This is a genomic window from Mumia xiangluensis (assembly GCF_010994095.1).
Lineage (GTDB): Bacteria > Actinomycetota > Actinomycetes > Propionibacteriales > Nocardioidaceae > Mumia > Mumia xiangluensis.
The window spans coordinates 513408-531709 of record NZ_WJYO01000001.1; the positions used below are offsets into that span (position 1 = coordinate 513408).

Consider the following 18302-nt stretch of genomic DNA (forward strand, 5'->3'; position numbering starts at 1 on the left):
CTGTCAGGCCGACGCGCTCGCCGGGCCGAGGCGCGCCTCGAGGCTGGCCGCGTCCGGGACGAACCATGCCTGGGAGCCCTGGTTGGACTCGCGCACGAGGTCGCGGAGCGCGTCGCTGTCCTCGACGTACGCACTGATGTCCCCGACGACCGCGAGCTGGATGCGGTAGTTCACGAGCTTCTGGAGGATCTCACCGGCGAGGCCGGAGCGGAGCTGGAAGAACGACGGGTCGAGACGCGACACGGGGACGGCGACCATCTGGGCCTCGTGGCTGAACACGTCGCCCACGAGCTGCGAGCCGTCGGACGGCGTCGCGATGAGCGGGCCCTCGGCGTCGAGGAAGAGGACGCGGACGCTGCCGTACTGGTCGATTCGCATGCGCCGACCGTACGCTGATCCGCGATCGCCCCGCACCCCGATTCCGCGCGGCGGCTACGCTGCAGCATGCTGCGGATCCAGGACGTCACCTACCTCGTCTCCGACCACGACGAGGCGATCGCGTTCTTCGTCGACGTCGTCGGCTTCGAGGTCGCCCAGGACGACACCTTCGAGGGTGGGTGGCGCCGAGTGGTGGTCCGACCGACCGGAGGCGGCGCCGGGCTCGTCCTCAAGCTGACCGAGGCGGACGACCCGGCACTGGGGCGCCAGGCGGGCGGTGACGTGGCGTTCTTCCTCGAGACCGATGACTTCGCCACGACGTACGCCCGGCTGAAGGCGCACGGTGTCCGCTTCCGTGAGGAACCGCGCTACGAGTCCTACGGGACCGTCGTCGTCTTCGAGGACCTGTACGGCATGCCCTGGGACCTCATCCAGCCGCCGGCGACCGCGACCGCTCCGTGACCAGGCGTCAGGAGAACGCCCCGCGGTAGTACTCGGACTGGTCCGCGAGGTACTGCTCGAAGTCGATGTCGTCGAGGTCCTCGCCGCGCTCGGACGCGACCATGCGGTCCAGGTAGTAGTCCCATCCCGGACCGACGCTCGCCGCAGTCTCGGCGTCCGGCATCGCCTGGGCGAACGTCAGCGTCGTGAAGCCCTCGTCGTCGTCGAGGTCCAGCTCGATGACCCACTCGTCACCCGGCACACCCGACGGGGAGGCCGAGCGCGTGACCAGCCGTCGAGGCTTCTCGCACACATCGATGGTGTAGGTCTGACCGGGCACGTCGTCGCCCTCCGCGGTCATGTAGAAGGTGACCTCGCCGCTCTCCGGGTCGCCCTCCCAGGTGCCGATCCACGGAGACAGACGGTCGGGGTCGGTGATCGCCGCCCACACGTCGTCGATCGGGGCAGCGAACCGCCTCCGGTAGACGAGGTAGTCAGTGCCGTCCCGGTCCTCGCGACGTCCCGTCGGTGCGATCGTCATGGTGTTCCCCTCGTGGCCCTGCTCAGCACCCTAGGCCACGGGCGACGCGGACGCCGTCAGCCGCGGTGGCGCCCCGCGCCCGCGGTGGCACCCGCCGTACGGCGGCGACGCCCGAGCAGCAGCGCTCCCAGGCCGAGGACCACGGCCGCTCCCAGCGCACTCGCAGCGACGCGGGTCGTCACGGGTGAGGACGCACCCGACGCGGCGGTCGACGACGGCGGCTCCGCGCCGGAGGCAGCGACTGCCCCGTCGGTGGGCGCCGTGGTCGTCACGGGCGCGGTTGTCGCGGTGGGCGTCGGGGTCGCGGTCGTCGCCGCGGACGGACTGGGCTCGGTCGTGGGTACGGCGGTGGTGCGCGGCGGTGTACGGGGCGACGGCGTGGTCTTCTTCGCGGTCGTCGGCTTCGCGGTCGTCGGCTTGGTCGTCCTCGGCGCCGACGGCGTCACCGGAGCGGGCCGGTTCGCGGAACCCGGGTACTTCGCGAAGACCTGGACACCCCAGGTCGTGCCGTCCTCACGGATGAAGGCGACGCCGATGTCGGTGTAGTCGCCGAGGATATTGGCGCGGTGGCCTGACGAGCCCATCCAGCCCGCGTGCATCGCCGAGCCGCTCCCGTACCCCTGGGCGACGTTCTCGCCGATCCGCTGCCACCCCGAGGGCACCGCGCCGGAGAGGTCCGGGTTGTGCGACAACCGGCCGTCGTCGGCCATCTCTCGGGCCCAGTCCAAGGCTGCCGCGTCGAGCGCCGGGTTGCGAACGAGCGGCGCCAGGCCCTCGTCCGCACGCGCGGCGTTCGCGCGAGCCGTGATCGTGTCCGACTCGGAGGCGGCGGCGACCGGGGGTGCGATCGCCAGGACCAGAGACACGACCGCGGCAAGGACGGCGAGCGCCCCGGCGGACGCGCGAAGGTGCCACCTCGTCGTCACAGCTCCCGGCGTCACGCGGGGAGCCTAGCGAGATCAGCGTCCGCGTGGCGATCCGGGGCCGTGACGTCTCGCCGCTCAGCGACCGTTGCGGCTGAAGTGCTGGTAGTCCACGAGGTTCTGCCAGCTCCCGCCCCAACCCCAGCCGATCGCGGTGAAGGCCCGCACCACCACTCCGTCGGCCGTGATCATGCCCGGCCGCACGCGATCGCGATCGACGTAGGCGGACGCCAGCTCCGGAAGCACGACGTCGCCCTTCACGTACGGGTTCTGGAACGGGTTCAGGTCGACGGCCAAGCCGTACGCGTGCTGCGAGAACGTCGAGGTCCCCCGCGTCGGCCGGCAGTTGAAGGCCCCGGTGTTGTTGCCGTCGCCGGTCGGCGGTGCCGTCTGCTCGTCGCGGCGGGTGATGCGCATCTCCTCGATCGGGAAGCGCTCGGCGTACAGCTCGCGGAAGACGCGGACCAGGTCGCGTGCGACGGCGCGGTTGACCAGCAGCTCGCCGGTGTGGCGTGCGTCGTCGAAGCCCCAGAAGGTGAGCCGGACCCAGGCGAGGTCGTCGCGCCCCACCGGGCAACCTCGTCGCCAGGTGGACCGGGCGATGACGTCGGCAGGTGCCGGATCGGCGATCCGGCTCGCGAAGCCCGTACCGGGGAGCGCGGGAAGCTGGTCGGGCAGGGTGAAGCGCCGGTTGCGGAGCTCGCGCGGGGTCGGACGGATCTCCCCGAACCCGTCGGCCGTCCGAGGCAGCACCCGCGTGCCGAGCCACGCCGGCGGCACGGTCCCCGGAGCGGGAGGCGCCGGCGCTGCGGTGGTCGGCGCTGCGGTGGTCGGCGTCGTCGTGGCAGGGCTTGGTGAGGCAGTCCGCGACGCTGTCGGAGCGGTCGTCGAGACCGTCGGATCCGCGTCCGGATCACCGGCGCACCCGGCGAGCACGAGGACCAGACCGAGCCCGAGGGCCGGGAACGAAGTCCGTAGGCGGTGCCGCACCCCTTCGAGTCTGCACCCTCCGAGCCAGGCAGCACACCCGTCCACCCGCTGCCGCCACCACTGTCGTACGGTCGGCTCCGTGTCCGACGACTCGACCCCCACCACCCTCGGTCTCACCCGCGAGGACAAGATCTGGACCGTCGTGCTCCTCGGCGGGGGCGGTCTGCTCGTCTTCCTTCTCGCTCCCCTGCTCGCGGCGTGGCTCGCCGACGTCCCCGTCGTCCCCTTCAAGGGCCCGCTCGAGTGGGTCGGTTCGTTCGACCAGCCGTGGGCCTGGGTGGCGCGGCCCGTCGTCGGTCTTCTGGTCGGGATCGTCGTGGCGGTGGTCGTGATCGCGGACGCCTACAGGCTCGACGTGGACGCCGAAGGCATCGTCGTGCACCACGGCGACGACCGCCGCCGGATCGACCGTACGCAGGTGGTGGCCGTCTACCGCGACCGCAAGAGGGTCGTCATCGACGGTCGCGACGGCCGGCGTCTCTTCGACAGGGAGGTCGAGGCATCGCGCGACACGGTGGCGACGGCGTTCCGTCGCCACGGCTACCCGTGGGAAGGGATCTGACGCCGGGCGAAAGTCAGCGCCGGCGCGTCACCGCCGGCCCACCGTCGAGCCGACCAGCGGCGGCAGCCCCGTCGCGGGCGACCGGCGGGCCGCGAACGGGCTCGCGACCTCCGGCCGGCTGCCCGTGTAGAGCCAGGCGTCGAACAACCCGTCCAACTGCTGGCCCGACACTCTCTCCGCGAACGCGATGAACTGCGGCGTCGTGACGTTGCTGCCTTCGTAGCGCGCCGCCCAGCCCCGCAGGATCGCGAAGAAGTCGTCGTCGCCGACGGTCACCCGCAGCTGGTGCATCGTCATCGCACCTCGGTCGTACACCGCTCCGTCGAACAGGTGGTCCGGGCCCGGGTCGCCGATGACGAGGTCCCAGAACGGGTCGTCCGCCGGGTTCGACGCGTACGTCGCGTCGAAGATCTCCTGCGCCGTGGCGACGCCCTGGTCCTCCCACCAGAGCCACTCCGCGTACGAGGCGAAACCTTCGTTGAGCCAGATGTCCTTCCACCGCTTCAGCGCAAGGCTGTCGCCGTACCACTGGTGCGCGAGCTCGTGCACGATCACGCCCTCGGCGACCTCCTCCGAGCTGCCGAACCACTCCTGCGCGTAGATCGGCCGCGTCTGGTTCTCCAGCGCGAAGCCGAGCCCGGGATGGGCGTCGACGATGCCGCCGGAGGCCGAGAACGGGTAGTCGCCGAAGCTGTCCTGCAGGAAGTCGAGGATCTGCGGGTGCTTCGCGAAGGCGGCCTCGGCGTTCTCACCGAGCGTCGCTGGCCCCTCGTCAGGCGTCCCGACGATCCAGTCGTTCGGGTTCGGGTCGCTCCCCGCCGGAGCCCCTGGGACGACCCAGCCGTCCAGCTCGTCGCCGTCGTCCTCGAACGACGTGCTGCCGGCCCCGGTCGGTGTCGTCACGTCGTCGACGAAGACACCGGCGCCTTGGACCACGTCGTCGCTGGCGTAGGTGATCGCGACCTCGACCGAGCCACCCGACCACGCGCCGAGGTCCACGCGCCACTGCTCGTAGCCGTCGGACTCCCCGGTGGCCGCGTTCCACGCGCCGCTGCTGCCGGTCGCTGCGCACGTGCCGTCCGGCTGCGCGGTCTGGTAGTGCGAGAGGAACGGGTGCAGAGTCAGCCAGAACGGGCACGAGTCACCGGTGCTGGTGCTCGTCGCCCCGCCGAGGTCGGGGAGCGTCGTCCAGTCGTCCGTCCCCGGCGTGCGCGCCTCGACGAAGAAGAAGTCCCAGTCCTCCTCGGTCGAGCGGTCCACCCAGAAGGACAGCTGGCCACCGGCCGCCGGGACAGCGACGGTCCGGGTCAGCCGCTTGTACGACTGCGCGTCCGTGGACGACTGCGAGATCGCGTACTGCTCGCCCGTGCGCGTCGGCACCGGCTCGTACAGCGTCGGGTCGATCGCCTCGATCACCCGGATCCCGTCGTGGCGGTAGTCGGTCACGCGGAAGTCGCTGATCGTCGCCGTCGTCAGGTACGACGCCATGGGCTCGCGCGCCTCCCACGACCACGTCGTCCATCCGTGCTTCGTCCGGTGCCCGCGCGGCACGCCGTTGGCGACGGCCTTCAGGCCCTGCGGCGCGGTGATGCGGAACGAGTACGACGCCTTGTCGCTCGGGTGGTCGTTCACCGGGTACCACGTGTCGGCGACGTGGGGCTGCCCGACCACGAGCGCGCCGTCGTCGGTGTGGATGAATCCGGACCCGTCCTCGAGCGTCGCCGGGACACCGTCGTACCGGACCTCCGTGACGAAGGTGCTGCGCTTGCGCAGGCCCTTCCTCGGGATCACGGTCAGCTCACCGCCGCTGTGCCGCCACGTGGCGCGGCGGCCGTTGACACGCACGGACCGGACGGTCAGGCCGTCGAGGTCCAGGTTGAACCGCGACAGGTTCTGCGTCGCCCGCGCCTTGATCCGTGCGTCGCCCACGAGCCGGTCCGTGGCCGGGTCGTAGCGCACGTCGAGCGAGTAGTGGCGCGCGTCGTACCCTCCGTTGCCGTCGGTCGGGAAGTACGGGTCGCCGATGCCCGCGGCGCCTGGCGTGAAGTGCGGCCGTGAACGCGCGGAGGCGGGGCCGGCGAGGAACGCCGCGCCGAGGGCGAACGCTGAAAGAACCGAGACGAGGACGAGACCGGTGCGACGCATGGGGACCTCCAAAGATCCTGGTCGCTCTTCACTGTGCGCCCGACCCTCGGTCGGTGCAAGTGCCGGCCGTCAGCGGCGACGGTCGCGCCACGCCCCCGTCGCCCACAACGCCCACAGCACGAGCAGCGGCTGGAACAGCAGCCGGATCGCGCGCGAGCGGTCGTCGTTGAGGCCGAAGGCGTCAGTGTGCGTGACGTACTGCGAGATGTTGCCGGGGAAGATCGCCACGAAGAACGCAGCCGTCAACCATCCCACCGCGACCCGTCGTCCGGGCAGCCCGATGAGCGCGCCGCCGAGCCCGACCTCGACGAATCCCGAGGCGATCACGACGGTGTCGCCGTCCAAGGGCACCCAGTCGGGGACCTGGGCGAGGAACTCCTGCCGAGCCCACGTCAGGTGGCTGATGCCGGCGGTGAGCAGGAACGCGCCCAGCGCGAGCCGACCGATCGTGCGGGGGACGGACAGCGGCGCAGTCGACTTGTTCGATGGCATGCGACCTCGCTCAGGGACGGGAACTGCGACCAACCCTAGGGTTTGATCCGCGACGCGTCAGATGACTGGACTCCGAGGCATCGGCTCACCTCGACCACTAGTCTTCTCGACATCATCGAGATACCTCCGCGCCTGGTCGGCCGCGACGACGAGATCCGCACGCTCCGTGCACTGGTGACGGCTGCCCGCAACCGGGCCGGCGGAGCCCTGGTCGTCCGTGGCGAGCCCGGGATCGGCAAGACGTCGCTGCTCCACGCCGCGACCGCGCGGCTCCCCGGGGTGCGGGTGATCCGGGTCGACGGGTACGAGGCCGAGTCGGCGATCGCCTTCGCGGCGCTGCACCGGCTGGTGGTGCCGCTGCGCGCGTACGAGGAGGCGCTGCCGGCCGCGCAGCTCGCCGCGCTGAGGACGGCGACCGGCTCCGCGGAGGGCCCGCCGCCCGATCGGTTCCTCGTGGGTCTCGGGCTGCTCGGTCTGCTGGACGTCGCCGCCGGTGACCAGCCGATCGTCTGCGCGGTCGACGACGCGCACTGGCTCGACCCGGAGTCGCTGGAGGTGCTGGCGTTCGTGGCGCGGCGACTCCAGGCGGAGTCGTTGGCGATCATCCTTGCTGCGCGAGACGACGACGCGGTGGGGGCGCGGACGGCCGGGGTGCCGGTGCTGCAGCTCGAGGGGCTCGACCGGAACGCCGCGCTCGCGCTGCTGACCGCGTCGGTGCCGCAGACCCTCGACCCGCTGGCGGCCGCCGCGATCGTCGCGGCGACCGGCGGCAACCCGCTCGCGCTCGTCGACCTGAGCCGTGATCTCGATGCGGCGGAGCTCGCCGCGATCGGCCTCGCGGACGACCCGGTCCCGATCGGGCGGACGCTGGAGTCCCACTACGTGCACCAGGTCCGCCGCAGCGGCGAGGAGTCCCAGCGGTGGATGCTGGTCGCCGCCGCAGGGTCCTCGGCGGACACGGAGGTGGTGCTTCGCGCCGCGCGCGCGCTCGGCATCCCTGCATCGGCGGCCGACGGCGCTGAGGCCGCCGGCCTGGTGGTCCTCGGGTCGACGGTGCGCTTCCGTCACCCGCTCGTGCGCTCCGCCGCGTACACGTCCGCGTCGGGCGCGGAGCGTCGACGGGTCCACGCCGCCCTGTCGAGCGCTGCAGCAGAGCTGGGGCTGACCGAGCTCGAGGCGGTGCACGCCGCGAAGGCCACGCTCGGCACCGATCCTGCCGTCGCGGACCGGCTCGAGCAGGCCGCCGACCGGGCCGGCGAGCGTGGCGGGTTCGCTTCCCGCGCCAGCGTCCTGACCCGCGCGGTCGAGCTCACCCCGGCCGGGCCCGACCGCGTACGCCGCCAGGTCGCTGCCGCCGAGGCGGCCCTCGCGGCCGGCGCTGCGCACGTCGCGTACGAGCTGCTCGCCGGCATCGACCGGTCCGCGCTCGACCCTGTGCTCAGCGGTCGGGTCATCGCCGTCGAGACAGCGCTCGCGATCTTCGTGCCGGAGGGCACCCGGATCGTGCACGCCAGCGAGCTGATGCTTCGTGCGGCCGAGCTGTTCCACGGGCGCGACCTCGAGCGCGAGCAGCTCGCGCTGGTCCGCGCGTTCGAGTACGCGATGCCACCGGAGCGCCTGATGGAGGGCGTCACCCTCGACGAGCTCGGCCGCCGACTCACCGCAGGGTCGGAGCTCTCCGAGGGAACCGTGTCGACCGTCCTGCGCGGTCTCGGCGCCCACATCCTCCTCCCGTACGCCGACGCCGTGCCGTTGATGCGCCGGGCGGTCGACGCACTCGCGAGCATCGACGACGCCGACGCGCTCCAGCTCGGCACGATCAGCGTCGCGCTCACCACGGCGCTCTGGGACGCACCCGCCCGCCACGCGCACCTCGTGCGGTGCGCCGCCGCGGCACGCGAGAGGGGTTCGCTGCACGTGCTCGACACGGTCCTGTGGATCCTGTCGCTCGTCGAGGTCAACGGCGGCAGCCCGCGGCGCTCCGGCGAGTACGTCGAGCACGTCCGCGAGCTACGTCGTGCGATCGGCTACGACGCCGAGAACGTCGTCAACGTCGCCTACCTCGCGTGGCAGGGGGCGCCGCGCGAGCAGGTCGAGGCGATCGCCGAGGGTGCAGGCGCGCTGGGGTTCGGCGGCGTCCAGGCATCGGCCGCCAGCGGCCTGGCGGCGAGAGCCCTCGCCGAGGGCGCGTACGCCGAGGCGTACGCGTTGCTGAAGCCGCTGGTCGACGACCCGTACCTGCAGGTGACGCCACTGCAGTACCCCGACTTCGTCGAGGCCGCGGTGCGGTCCGGGCGTCCGGCGGACGCGGCACCGTTCGTGGCGCTGCTCGCCGCGTCGGCCGACGCGAACGGGTCGCCGTGGAACCGCGGCGTCTCCGAGCGCTCTCGCGCGCTCGTCGCTGCGAACGATGATGCAGAGGTCCACTACCGCGCGGCGATCAGCGCGCTCGACGGCGCGGGGGTGGACCTGGAGATCGCGCGGGCCCACCTCCTGTACGGCGAGTGGCTGCGCCGCTCCCGCAGGCGACGTGAAGCACGCGAGCACCTCGCGACGGCGGCGGAGGCGTTCGAGCAGATGGACGCGAGCGCGTTCGCCGCGCGCGCACGGGCAGAGCTGGACGCGGCCGGCGGGAGCGTGCGTACGAGCGCGCCGGGGCAGGCGGTCCACCTGACGGCGCAGGAGTCGACCGTCGCTCGACTCGCGGCCTCGGGACGGACGAACGCGGAGATCGGCGCCACGCTCTTCATCAGCCCCAACACCGTCGACTACCACCTGCGCAAGGTGTTCCAGAAGCTGGCGATCACGTCGCGCCGTCAGCTCGCCGACCGCCTCGACGCGCTGCGCTACGGGCAGAGCATCGCGAGCAGCCCGGCGCACTCGCGCCGAAGCGTCTCCGCGGACTCCGGCTTGCCGGCGAGGTAGTCGATGAGGGCTCGGAGGAACAGCCCGTCGTAGAGCGAGTACGCGACCGGCGACGACATCCGGGAGGGGCTCTCCGCCAGCTCGGAATAGCGCGAGACCACGCGCCAGACCATCTGCTCGAGCAGCTGGTCGATCTCCTGGATGACTCCCACGAGCTCGCACGTGTACATGCTCTGGTTGCGGAGGTCGTACCACATGCGGTGGAGGGTGGTCTCGTCACGCAGCGTCATGACCATCGCGTCGGCGAAGCCCTCGCGGAGCTCCTTCGGTGTGGTCGCGGTGTCGAGGATCTCGTCGTAGTGCTTCACGCAGTCCTGCTTGTACTGCCGGATGCAGTGCTGCATGAGCTCGAGCTTGTCGCTGAAGTAGTAGTGGACGACACCGTGCGAGTAGGGCGAGTTCTCGGCGATGTCCCGAAGGCTCGTGTTGGCGAAGCCGCGGTCGGCGAGCGTCGTCAGCGCCGACGAGGCGAGCTCGGCCCGTCGCTGCTCGAACTTGTCGACGGCGGCGCGTTCCGCGCGTACCTGCCGACGTCGTGCGGGACCCTCGGTCGTGGTCATCCACCCCATCGTAGTCGCGACCGTCTGCGGCGACACCAGCGATGCAGAAGATTCTTGACGAGTGTCTGCAAAAATCTTGTCAAGCGTCAAGATCTCTGGTCTTCTAAGAGCAGCATCACTGGCTCCGGCCGGTGATCGGAAGGGGCTCGGCGCCGGCGGGGGCGGCACCGAGCCCCTCGTACGTTCCCTCCCTCCCCTCTCTTCTCCGACTACGTGAAACACGTGGTCCACGCGCGGGAGCGCTCCCGCGAGGCTCGACACGTTGGCAGACCGAGGGGGTGCGCATGCCGTTCATCACCGTCGACGACGGTGCCCGGATCTTCTACAGGGACTGGGGAGTCGACGGCTCCCCCGTCGTCCTCGGGCACGGGTGGCCGCTGAACTCCGACGCGTGGGAGGCAGCCGCGCTGTTCCTCGCCGAGCACGGCCACCGCGCCGTCGCGCACGACCGCCGCGGGCACGGGCGCTCGTCGCAGACCTGGCACGGGAACGAGATGGACACCTACGCCGACGATCTCGCGACCCTCCTCGAGACGCTGGACCTCACCGACGTCACGCTGGTCGGGCACTCCACCGGCGGCGGCGAGGCCGTCCGCTACCTCGCCCGGCACGGCAGCGCCCGCGTCGCGCGACTGGTCCTGGTCTCCGCAGTACCGCCGTACATGCTGCGCACCGACGACAACCCGCACGGCATCCCCGTCGACGTCTTCGACACCCTCCGCGCCGGAGAGCTGGCCGACCGCTCGCAGCTCTACCGCGACCTCGCCGACGGGCCCTTCTTCAACCACGACCGCGAACCGGTCGACCAGGGCTTCCGCGACGCGTTCTGGGTCCAGAGCATGGCGTGCGGGCACCGCGCCGCGTACGAGTGCATCGCCGCGTTCTCCGCGACCGACTTCCGGCCGGACCTTGCGGCGATCGACGTGCCGACCCTCGTCATCCACGGCGACGCCGACCAGGTGGTGCCCCTCGACGTCGGCGGCCGCCGTACCGCCTCGCTCGTCGACGGTGCCGTGCTGTCGGTGTACGAGGGCGGGGCGCACGGCCTGCCGGACACCTCGCGAGACAGGCTCCACGACGACCTGCTGGCCTTCGTCGAAGGCTGAGCGTCTCCAGCACCACCCACGGAAATGACAGGAAGGGACACGATGACCGACACCACCGCACCCGACACGATCGTGCTCGTGCACGGCCTCTGGATGACACCGCGCAGCTGGGAAGGCTGGGTGGACTACTACGGCGCGAAGGGCTTCACCGTCGTGACGCCGGGCTACCCGGGCTTCGACATCGAGGTCGAGGCGCTGCGCGAGAACCCCGAGATCATCGCCAACCTGACGGTTCCCGAGACCGTCGACCACCTCGCCTCGGTGATCGAGGCGCTCGACGCGCCGCCGATCATCATGGGGCACTCCTTCGGCGGCACGCTGACTCAGCTCCTGCTCGCCCGCGGGCTGGGCGCGGCAGCCGTCGCGATCGACTCCGCGCCGACCGAGGGCGTGCACGTGAACCCGCTGTCGCAGGTCAAGTCGCTGTTCCCGGCGCTCAAGAACCCCGCCAACCGGCACAAGGCGGTCGGCTTCACGGCCGACGAGTTCCACTACGCCTTCACCAACACGCTCACCAAGGAGGAGTCGGACAAGGTCTGGGAGCGCTACCAGATCCCCGCTCCGGGGAACTGGGTCTGGGAGTACGGCCTGTTCGCGAACTTCAAGCCCGGTCACCAGGACACGTGGGTCGACTACGGCTTCGACGATCGCGCACCCCTGCTGTTCATCGGCGGCAGCGAGGACCACATCATGCCGCCGTCGGTGAACAAGTCGAACGCGAAGCACTACAAGAAGTCGGCCTCGCTCACCGAGTACTACGAGTTCGAGGGGCGCGACCACTGGACGTGCGCAGCGCCAGGCTGGGAGGCCGTCGCCGACTACGCCCTGGAGTGGGCGCTGAAGCACGCCGGCGCGCCCAGCGCATCGCCGGCGACCGAGGGCTGATGCGCCTCACCCACCTCGGTGGACCGACCGTCCTGGTGGAGGTCGACGGCTGGCGCATCCTCACCGATCCCACCTTCGACCCACCAGGACGGCGGTACGCCTTCGGCTGGGGCACGTCGTCGCGCAAGACCGCCGGGCCGGCGCTGGCCGCTGACGAGGTCGGCCCGGTCGACGTCGTGCTGCTCAGTCACGACCACCACGCCGACAACCTCGACGACGCCGGCCGTACGGCGCTGGCGTCGGCGGGCGTGGTGGTGACGACCGCTGCCGGCGCACGTCGGCTCGGGAACGGCGCGCTCGGACTCCGGGCCGGTGAGGAGACGGTGCTCTCCGAGCCCGGCAAGTCCTCGCTCACCGTGCGTGCGACCCCGTGCCGTCATGGGCCGCCGCTCAGTCGCCCGATCGTGGGCCCGGTCGTCGGGTTCGCCCTGCGCCTCGGCGACCAGCGCCGTACGGCGTTGTGGATGACCGGTGACACCGTCCTCCACGGGCCGCTGCGGCGGACCGCGGACGAGCTCGACGTCGATGTCGCGCTGGTCCACCTCGGCCTGGTGCGGTTCCCGATCACCGGACCGCTGCGCTACTCGATGGACGGCAAGGACGCGGTCGAGCTCATCGCGGCGCTCGAGCCGCGGGTGGCCGCGCCGGTGCACTACGAGGGGTGGTCCCACTTCAGCGAGCCGCCGGCGCACCTACGCGAGGCGATCGCGGCAGCACCGCCGGCCGTGCGCGAGCGCGTCGTGTGGCTCGAGCCGGGAGCGGCGCGGGAGGTGTAGACGCGACGAGGGGCCCGGGCACACAGACCCGGACCCCTCGCTGCGTGGGTTCAGCTGCGCGGGATGTTCATCCGCTCCGGGATGGACTCGTAGCGCTCAGGATCGATGCTGTCGAGCGTGTCGTCGGTGATCGCGTCGACGAGCCCGGACAAGCCGGTCTCGATCTGCTTGGTGAGCTGACCGTGCTGCTTCTGGCCCCACGACTGGGTCTGACCGCGGGTCTCGAACAGGATGGTCGCGCTCCCCCGGAGGGCGTACGCGCCGAGCGCCGTACCCGGCAGGTTCGTGTTCTGCGGGTAGAGCGTCACGTCGCCCTGCGGCGCGTTGCCACGCTGGAGCGCGTCGTAGACCGCGACGTTCGCGCGACGGGACGCGTCGTAGTCGAACTTGGGCCAGTCGCCGTGCTGGCTCGGGTCGTCGATGAACTTGCCGGAGATCGAGAGCGTCGTGTAGTCGTCCATCCCCTCGCCCGTGTAGCAGGCAGCCTGGTTGTGGAGGTCGACGAAGACGTCGACCGTCCCGAACTCGTGCTCGAGGCCGCGGTAGACGTCGCGGCTCGTCTGCGCCTCGGGTGTGAGGAACCAGCCGACCGACGCGCTGCTGCCCGGGAAGTCCGACGCCTGCGGCACGAAGTCGAGGTCGGGGTTGAAGTCACGGTTGACGTCGAACCCTCCCGCCCGCGCGCTGTAGTTCCACGACGGCGACGCACCCGCGAGCTGCGGGAACCCGGCGACGACGTCGTCCCAGGTCATGTCGTTCTGGCGGGTGTCGTTCTCCGCCCCGTCGCCGTTGAGCTGCGGCACGGCGACGACGGTGACCTGCTCGCGGATCTCCGCCGAGCGCTTCGAGCTGTTGCCGAGGGTCGCGAGCAGGTTGAGGAGTGCCGGGGTGCCGTGCATCTCGTTGCCGTGGATCTGACTCTGGATCATGACGACGGTGTCGCCATGACCCACTCGGGCGCTCCAGATGTCGCGGCCCTGGTTCGTGGAGCCCGCGACCTCGACGTCGACGAGCCCCTTGCTGGTCTTCTCGATCTGGGCCAGCTTCTGGCCGACCTCGGCGTGGCTCAGGAAGCCCGTGATCGACTTCCCACCGGTCTCGTTGCCGCAGTGCGCCGTCAGCGGCTGGGCGGCTGCGGGAGCGGAGACGGCGGCAACGGCGATGCCCGGCAGGCCGACCAGGGTTGCTGCGGCCAGGGCCAGTCCTCGTCTGCGACGGGTCGTCGCCGCGGAAGATGTGGTTCGCACAGTTATTGCCCTTCTGGTGAATTCCGGCTGGTGCGTGGATTCAACCAGTGGTGAGATTCACCCGCAACAGATGCGAGGACGGCTGTCAGCGGCGGTCCTGCCAGGTGCAGAGGCAGACCTTGTTGCCCTCGGGATCGGCGAGGATCCAGAAGCTCGGCGCCTCCGCGTCGCTGACGAGCGTGCCCCCAGCGGCGAGCGCGGCGTCGATCCTGGGCTGCACCTGCTCAGGCTCGACCCAGACGTCGAGGTGCCACCGCTGGCGGCCCGACTCGTCGCCGGACTCCTGGAACCAGATCGTCGGCAGCGCGCCGTGCGGGTCGTTGAGCTCGTCGTCGACGTCGTCGAGCGGCGACTCCTCCAGCGCGAGCGCCGCCTGCCAGAACGGGAGGACCGCGCGGTGCTGCGGGCTGTCGAGGGCCAGCTCGACACGCGAGACCGTGGCTGACTGCAGGGAGGTGTCCTCGCCGGCTCCAGCGACGATGTCGGCGATCCGTCGCGCCAGGCGGACGTCCCGCTCGGTCACGCCGTGCGCGTCGTGGCTGGTCAGCCGGACGTCGACGTGCGAGTAGCGCAGGTCGACGTCGGGGTGATGGTTCATCTCCTCGGCGGCGGCGGCGATCGCGTTCACGATCGTGAGGCCAGTGGCGAAGTCGGGGGTGACGATGCGGGTCTGGAGGCCACCGATGAGGTAGGCCCATCCGTCGAGGCGCTCGTCGGCGATCTGCTGCCCGGTCAGAGTGTCGGTGCTCATGGCCCCATGCTTGCGCCATGAGAGGCTGGCGCGCATGTCCGCCTTCCCGCCGACCTCCGCCGACGACGTTCTCGCGGCTCCCGCGCACCGGCAGCTCGAGGTGTTCCTCGACGAGCACCGCGCCGCGATCCACGACGCGCTCGACGGCCTGACCGAGGAGCAGGCCCGTCGTCGGCTCGTCCCGTCGAAGACCACGCTCCTCGGCCTGGTGAAGCATGCGATCTTCGTGGAGAAGGTGTGGTTCGACGAGGCGATCACCTGCCGGCCGCGCTCCGAGATCGGCATCCCGGCGTCGCCCGACGAGTCGTTCGACCTGACGGACGACGACACGATCGCGTCGGTCCGGGCGGCGTACCGCGACGCCGTCGAGGCCTCACGCCGCTCGGCAGCGCCGCTCGACCTGGACGACCTCGTACGAGGCAACCGCCGCGGGCCGCTGCCACTGCGCTGGGTCTACTTCCACATGCTGCGCGAGAGCGCCCAGCACTGCGGGCACGCCGACATCCTGCGGGAGCAGATCCTGGCGAGGTAGCTCGTGACATTACGACCGATCGGTCGTACTGTTTCATCATGACACTCACGAACGAGAAGCCTGCCCTCGAGAGCCCGTCGTGCGGCGTGGTGGTCCCCGCCCGGGTCTACCTCGACGATCTCGACGGCTTCGGGATGCTCAACCACGTCGAGTACGCCCGCCTCTTCGACCACGCGGTGATCGACTACTGGACCGACGCCGGCTGGGTGCTCGACCCGACCGAGTCCGTGCAGGTCATCCGCGACCTCCACCTGACCTTCCACCAGCCCATCACCCAGGTCGGCGACGTGGCCGTGCACCTGTGGGTCGAGCAGGCGGGTCGGACCAGCGTGAACTACCGCTTCCGGATCCTCTCAAGCGACCAGCAGACGCTCCACGCCGAGGGCACGCGCCGGCTGATCAACCTCGACCCCGCAACGCTACGTCCGGTGCCGCTCACCGACGAGCAGTGGGCCTTCGCGACACCGCTGCTCGCGCCCGACGTCGTACGCCCGTCGCCCGACGCGCGCTGATCCAGCGGCCCGCGCTGTTCGGGTCAGCGGGCGGAAGCGTCGAACTCCGCCCGCGCCCGGACGATCTCCTCCTGGTGCTGCTCGGTCCACCGCACGAGCGACTGGATGGTGCCCAGCAACGTGCACCCGAGCGGAGTGAGGTGGTACTCGACGCGCGGCGGCACCTCGGCGTACACCGTCCGGCAGATCAGCCCGTCCCGCTCGAGGTTGCGCAGGGTCACCGTCAGCATCCGCTGGCTGATGCCGTCGATCGCCCGACGCAGCTCGTTGAAGCGCATCGTCTTCTCCTCGAGCAACGAGATCACCAGGAGCGACCACTTGTCGGCGATCCGATCGAGGATCTGGCGCACCTCGCAGTTCTCGCGCGCGTCCCACTGGAGCACGTCCCAGCGGTCGCCCTCGTGGCCGTCCACGGTCACCTCGGAGGAACCAGGTGAGGTTGAAGTGCGTACTTCCGCCATCCCCCCATCCTCACCGAGACTGGAGCAGGTTACAAGAAGTAACCAGTATTCGATCCGATAACCGGAGGCTCCCCGTGACCGCTGCACCCATCATCGACAGGACCGAGCAGCGGATGACCGCGCGAGCGTGGGGCGTCCTCCTCGTCCTGTGCGGCGCACTCTTCCTAGAGGGCGTCGACATCGCGATGCTCAACGTCGCGGTCCCCGCGATCGTCGCCGACCTCGACATCCCGACCGGGTCGGCGCACTGGGTCATCAGCGCGTACGTCCTCGGCTACGCGGGGTTCATGCTGCTCGGCGGACGCTCGGCCGACCTCTTCGGGCGGCGGCGGGTCTTCCTGGTCGGGCTCGCCGTGTTCGTGGCGTTCTCCGGCATTGGCGGGCTCGCCGACGCCGGCTGGGTCCTCGTGGCGGCACGGTTCGCGACCGGTGTCGCAGCCGGGTTCATGACACCGGCGGGCTTCAGCATCGTCACGACCAGCTTCCCCGAGGGCCCGCTGCGGATCCGCGCGCTCACGGTGTACGGCGCCGTCGGGGCCGGCGGGTTCACGCTCGGGATGGTCGCGGGCGGGCTGCTCACCTCGGTCGGGTGGCGATGGGTCTTCTTCGCCCCCGTCGTCCTCGGCGCGCTCCTGCTCGCCGCCGGACACGCTCTCATCCGTCCCGACCAGCCGCGCGACCGTACGACGACCGGTTTCGACGTCGCCGGCGCGGTCACGGTGACCGGCGCCATGGTCACGATCGTCCTCGGACTGGTGAATCTGGGTGAGGGACACACGGTCAGCGGACTCCTGGCACTGGCCGTCGCGGCAACGCTGCTCAGCGCTTTCGTCGCGATCGAACGTCGCTCGAGTGCACCTCTCCTGCGGCTGGGAATCCTCCAGCACGGCCAGCTCGCCTCGGTCAGCGCCGCCGGACTGCTCTTCATGGGCGCATTCTTCGGGTTCCAGCTCGTGGTCACGCTCTACCTGCAGGACCTTCGGGGGTGGACTCCCCTCGAGAGCGGCCTCACGTTCGCGATCATGGGTGCCGACATGGTGCTCGCCCCGCTGCTGACGCCCCTGCTGGTGCGCCGGGCGGGCAACGTTGCCGTGATGACGGCCGGGTTCGTCAGCGCCACGGCCGCGTTCGCTCTGCTCCTGCGCCTCGATTCCGACTGGGCGTACGTCGACTTCCTCCCGACCCTCCTGCTGATCGCAGTCGCCTTCGCCCTCGTCTACGGCCCGCTCACCGCCGCCGCGACGGCAGGGCTCAGCGACTCCGAGCACGGCGTCGCCGGGGGCATCGTCAACACCGCGTTCCAGTTCGGCGCAGCCTTGGGCCTGTCCCTGGTGACGATCGTCCTCGTCGGAGACGGTTCCGGGGCCGCGACGCTCGACGACTACCGGCGAGCCCTCGTCGTCCCGGCAGTCGCGGCACTGCTCGCGGTCGCGATCGGCGTCGCACTCTGGCGGCGGGAGCGCGGTGCCGCCACGGTCTGAGTCAGGCGAGCGCGTCGATCACGTCGAGCGCACACGCCAGCGCGAGGTCGAGCTCGTCGTCGGAGTCGAACAGGACGGACCGCGTGATGCCCGCGGCGAGGAACGCGTCGACCTGGAACGCCACCGTACGACCGTCGCCACCGGCGGCAGCCACATCAGCGGCGAGCAGGTCGAGCCACTCGTGCTTGAGCGCGCGTACGGCGTCGGCGACGGGGCCGGCCTGCGCGCCGTACTCCGCCGACGAGGTCACCAGGAAGCATCCACCAGGGAAGACCCGCCGACGCACGTAGGCGGCCCAGCTCTCGACCAGGGCCCGCAGCCGCTTCGCGCCCGGCTCGGCCGACCACACCGGCGCCACCACCTCTGCGATCACGACCCTGCGCGCCTCCCCGATCGCGGCGAGCTGGATCGCCTCGCGGTTCTCGAACACCGTGAGGATCCCGCTCTTGCTCACCCCCGTCGCCGTCGCGAGACCGCCGACCGACAGCGAGTCGAGACCGTGCATCGTCGCGGTGTCGGCAGCCTGGCGTGCCACCTTGCGTCGCGTCGCGTCACCACGGGCGCGGCGGCCGTCGGTGGTGGTGCTCATGGTCC

General features: G+C 71.0%; 20 protein-coding genes. 9 read left to right on the top strand and 11 right to left on the bottom strand.

Annotated elements, in window-relative coordinates; genetic code table 11:
• Positions 1–3: 3 nt before the first annotated feature.
• Positions 4–378, bottom strand: a complete 375-nt coding sequence (locus tag GH747_RS02265) for a DUF4180 domain-containing protein (RefSeq protein WP_149767864.1) — start codon at positions 376–378, stop codon at positions 4–6.
• Between the two features lie 66 nt (positions 379–444).
• On the opposite strand from GH747_RS02265, the gene GH747_RS02270 reads away from it, so the two are divergent.
• Positions 445–840 (top strand): VOC family protein, encoded by a 396-nt coding sequence (locus GH747_RS02270; RefSeq protein ID WP_149767866.1) that lies wholly within the window; start codon positions 445–447, stop codon positions 838–840.
• Between the two features lie 7 nt (positions 841–847).
• On the opposite strand, the gene GH747_RS02275 is transcribed toward GH747_RS02270, so the two are convergent.
• The 3 genes from GH747_RS02275 to GH747_RS02285 are packed head-to-tail and all read right to left on the bottom strand — an operon-like array spanning position 848 to position 3273.
• Complete coding sequence (locus GH747_RS02275; RefSeq protein WP_149767868.1) at positions 848–1360, bottom strand: SRPBCC domain-containing protein; 513 nt, start codon at positions 1358–1360, stop codon at positions 848–850.
• A gap of 56 nt (positions 1361–1416) precedes the next feature.
• Positions 1417–2301 (bottom strand): CAP domain-containing protein, encoded by an 885-nt coding sequence (locus GH747_RS02280; protein ID WP_149767870.1) that lies wholly within the window; start codon positions 2299–2301, stop codon positions 1417–1419.
• A gap of 60 nt (positions 2302–2361) precedes the next feature.
• Positions 2362–3273 carry a M15 family metallopeptidase gene (locus tag GH747_RS02285; RefSeq protein WP_149767872.1) on the bottom strand — a complete coding sequence of 304 codons (912 nt, stop codon included), beginning with the start codon at positions 3271–3273 and terminating at the stop codon, positions 2362–2364.
• Between the two features lie 79 nt (positions 3274–3352).
• On the opposite strand from GH747_RS02285, the gene GH747_RS02290 reads away from it, so the two are divergent.
• Entirely contained in the window at positions 3353–3835 is a 483-nt protein-coding gene (locus tag GH747_RS02290; protein ID WP_149767874.1) for a YqeB family protein, read from the top strand.
• Between the two features lie 27 nt (positions 3836–3862).
• Here GH747_RS02290 and GH747_RS02295 read toward each other — a convergent pair whose 3' ends face one another.
• Both GH747_RS02295 and GH747_RS02300 read right to left on the bottom strand, forming a co-directional pair.
• Positions 3863–5980 carry a M1 family metallopeptidase gene (locus tag GH747_RS02295; protein ID WP_205602725.1) on the bottom strand — a complete coding sequence of 706 codons (2118 nt, stop codon included), beginning with the start codon at positions 5978–5980 and terminating at the stop codon, positions 3863–3865.
• A 69-nt stretch (positions 5981–6049) separates the two neighbouring features.
• The gene (locus GH747_RS02300; protein WP_194842875.1) at positions 6050–6472 is read right to left on the bottom strand and encodes a DoxX family protein; all 423 of its coding nucleotides are present in this window, start codon (positions 6470–6472) and stop codon (positions 6050–6052) included.
• Between the two features lie 42 nt (positions 6473–6514).
• Between GH747_RS02300 and GH747_RS02305 the strand changes: the two genes are divergently transcribed.
• On the top strand, positions 6515–9397 hold the full coding sequence (locus GH747_RS02305; RefSeq protein WP_205602726.1) for an AAA family ATPase: 2883 nt from the start codon (positions 6515–6517) through the stop codon (positions 9395–9397).
• On the opposite strand, the gene GH747_RS02310 is transcribed toward GH747_RS02305, so the two are convergent.
• On the bottom strand, positions 9319–9957 hold the full coding sequence (locus GH747_RS02310) for a TetR/AcrR family transcriptional regulator (protein ID WP_149767876.1): 639 nt from the start codon (positions 9955–9957) through the stop codon (positions 9319–9321). The genes GH747_RS02305 and GH747_RS02310 overlap by 79 nt on opposite strands.
• A gap of 284 nt (positions 9958–10241) precedes the next feature.
• Between GH747_RS02310 and GH747_RS02315 the strand changes: the two genes are divergently transcribed.
• The 3 genes from GH747_RS02315 to GH747_RS02325 are packed head-to-tail and all read left to right on the top strand — an operon-like array spanning position 10242 to position 12724.
• Positions 10242–11063 carry an alpha/beta fold hydrolase gene (locus tag GH747_RS02315; protein ID WP_149767878.1) on the top strand — a complete coding sequence of 274 codons (822 nt, stop codon included), beginning with the start codon at positions 10242–10244 and terminating at the stop codon, positions 11061–11063.
• Between the two features lie 42 nt (positions 11064–11105).
• On the top strand, positions 11106–11948 hold the full coding sequence (locus GH747_RS02320; RefSeq protein WP_149767879.1) for an alpha/beta hydrolase: 843 nt from the start codon (positions 11106–11108) through the stop codon (positions 11946–11948).
• Positions 11948–12724 (top strand): MBL fold metallo-hydrolase, encoded by a 777-nt coding sequence (locus tag GH747_RS02325; protein WP_149767881.1) that lies wholly within the window; start codon positions 11948–11950, stop codon positions 12722–12724. Before GH747_RS02320 ends, GH747_RS02325 begins: the two co-directional genes overlap by 1 nt.
• 50 nt (positions 12725–12774) lie before the next feature.
• Here the strand turns inward: GH747_RS02325 and GH747_RS02330 are convergent, their stop codons facing one another.
• Positions 12775–13971 (bottom strand): M14 family zinc carboxypeptidase, encoded by a 1197-nt coding sequence (locus GH747_RS02330; RefSeq protein WP_205602727.1) that lies wholly within the window; start codon positions 13969–13971, stop codon positions 12775–12777.
• A gap of 85 nt (positions 13972–14056) precedes the next feature.
• Positions 14057–14722 carry a 4a-hydroxytetrahydrobiopterin dehydratase gene (locus tag GH747_RS02335; RefSeq protein WP_149767883.1) on the bottom strand — a complete coding sequence of 222 codons (666 nt, stop codon included), beginning with the start codon at positions 14720–14722 and terminating at the stop codon, positions 14057–14059.
• 34 nt (positions 14723–14756) lie between these two features.
• Between GH747_RS02335 and GH747_RS02340 the strand changes: the two genes are divergently transcribed.
• A complete protein-coding gene (locus tag GH747_RS02340; protein ID WP_149767885.1) occupies positions 14757–15254 on the top strand; it encodes a DinB family protein in 498 nt (165 codons plus the stop codon).
• Positions 15255–15292: 38 nt separating this feature from the next.
• Complete coding sequence (locus GH747_RS02345) at positions 15293–15766, top strand: acyl-CoA thioesterase (RefSeq protein WP_149767887.1); 474 nt, start codon at positions 15293–15295, stop codon at positions 15764–15766.
• A 23-nt stretch (positions 15767–15789) separates the two neighbouring features.
• Here GH747_RS02345 and GH747_RS02350 read toward each other — a convergent pair whose 3' ends face one another.
• Positions 15790–16227, bottom strand: coding sequence for a winged helix-turn-helix transcriptional regulator (locus GH747_RS02350; RefSeq protein ID WP_149767889.1), 438 nt, complete (start codon positions 16225–16227; stop codon positions 15790–15792).
• A gap of 74 nt (positions 16228–16301) precedes the next feature.
• On the opposite strand from GH747_RS02350, the gene GH747_RS02355 reads away from it, so the two are divergent.
• On the top strand, positions 16302–17708 hold the full coding sequence (locus tag GH747_RS02355) for an MFS transporter (protein ID WP_228552740.1): 1407 nt from the start codon (positions 16302–16304) through the stop codon (positions 17706–17708).
• A 1-nt stretch (position 17709) separates the two neighbouring features.
• Here GH747_RS02355 and GH747_RS02360 read toward each other — a convergent pair whose 3' ends face one another.
• Positions 17710–18297, bottom strand: coding sequence for a TetR/AcrR family transcriptional regulator (locus GH747_RS02360; protein ID WP_149767891.1), 588 nt, complete (start codon positions 18295–18297; stop codon positions 17710–17712).
• Between the last annotated feature and the right edge of the window lie 5 nt (positions 18298–18302).

Coding starts and splice junctions, on each gene's coding strand:
- GH747_RS02320 (WP_149767879.1), top strand. CDS start 11,106: ATGACCGACACCACCGCACCCGACACGATCGTGCTCGTGCACGGCCTC.
- GH747_RS02300 (WP_194842875.1), bottom strand. CDS start 6,472: ATGCCATCGAACAAGTCGACTGCGCCGCTGTCCGTCCCCCGCACGATC.
- GH747_RS02345 (WP_149767887.1), top strand. CDS start 15,293: ATGACACTCACGAACGAGAAGCCTGCCCTCGAGAGCCCGTCGTGCGGC.
- GH747_RS02265 (WP_149767864.1), bottom strand. CDS start 378: ATGCGAATCGACCAGTACGGCAGCGTCCGCGTCCTCTTCCTCGACGCC.
- GH747_RS02315 (WP_149767878.1), top strand. CDS start 10,242: ATGCCGTTCATCACCGTCGACGACGGTGCCCGGATCTTCTACAGGGAC.
- GH747_RS02360 (WP_149767891.1), bottom strand. CDS start 18,297: ATGAGCACCACCACCGACGGCCGCCGCGCCCGTGGTGACGCGACGCGA.
- GH747_RS02350 (WP_149767889.1), bottom strand. CDS start 16,227: ATGGCGGAAGTACGCACTTCAACCTCACCTGGTTCCTCCGAGGTGACC.
- GH747_RS02340 (WP_149767885.1), top strand. CDS start 14,757: ATGTCCGCCTTCCCGCCGACCTCCGCCGACGACGTTCTCGCGGCTCCC.
- GH747_RS02275 (WP_149767868.1), bottom strand. CDS start 1,360: ATGACGATCGCACCGACGGGACGTCGCGAGGACCGGGACGGCACTGAC.
- GH747_RS02295 (WP_205602725.1), bottom strand. CDS start 5,980: ATGCGTCGCACCGGTCTCGTCCTCGTCTCGGTTCTTTCAGCGTTCGCC.
- GH747_RS02325 (WP_149767881.1), top strand. CDS start 11,948: ATGCGCCTCACCCACCTCGGTGGACCGACCGTCCTGGTGGAGGTCGAC.
- GH747_RS02310 (WP_149767876.1), bottom strand. CDS start 9,957: ATGACCACGACCGAGGGTCCCGCACGACGTCGGCAGGTACGCGCGGAA.
- GH747_RS02335 (WP_149767883.1), bottom strand. CDS start 14,722: ATGAGCACCGACACTCTGACCGGGCAGCAGATCGCCGACGAGCGCCTC.
- GH747_RS02270 (WP_149767866.1), top strand. CDS start 445: ATGCTGCGGATCCAGGACGTCACCTACCTCGTCTCCGACCACGACGAG.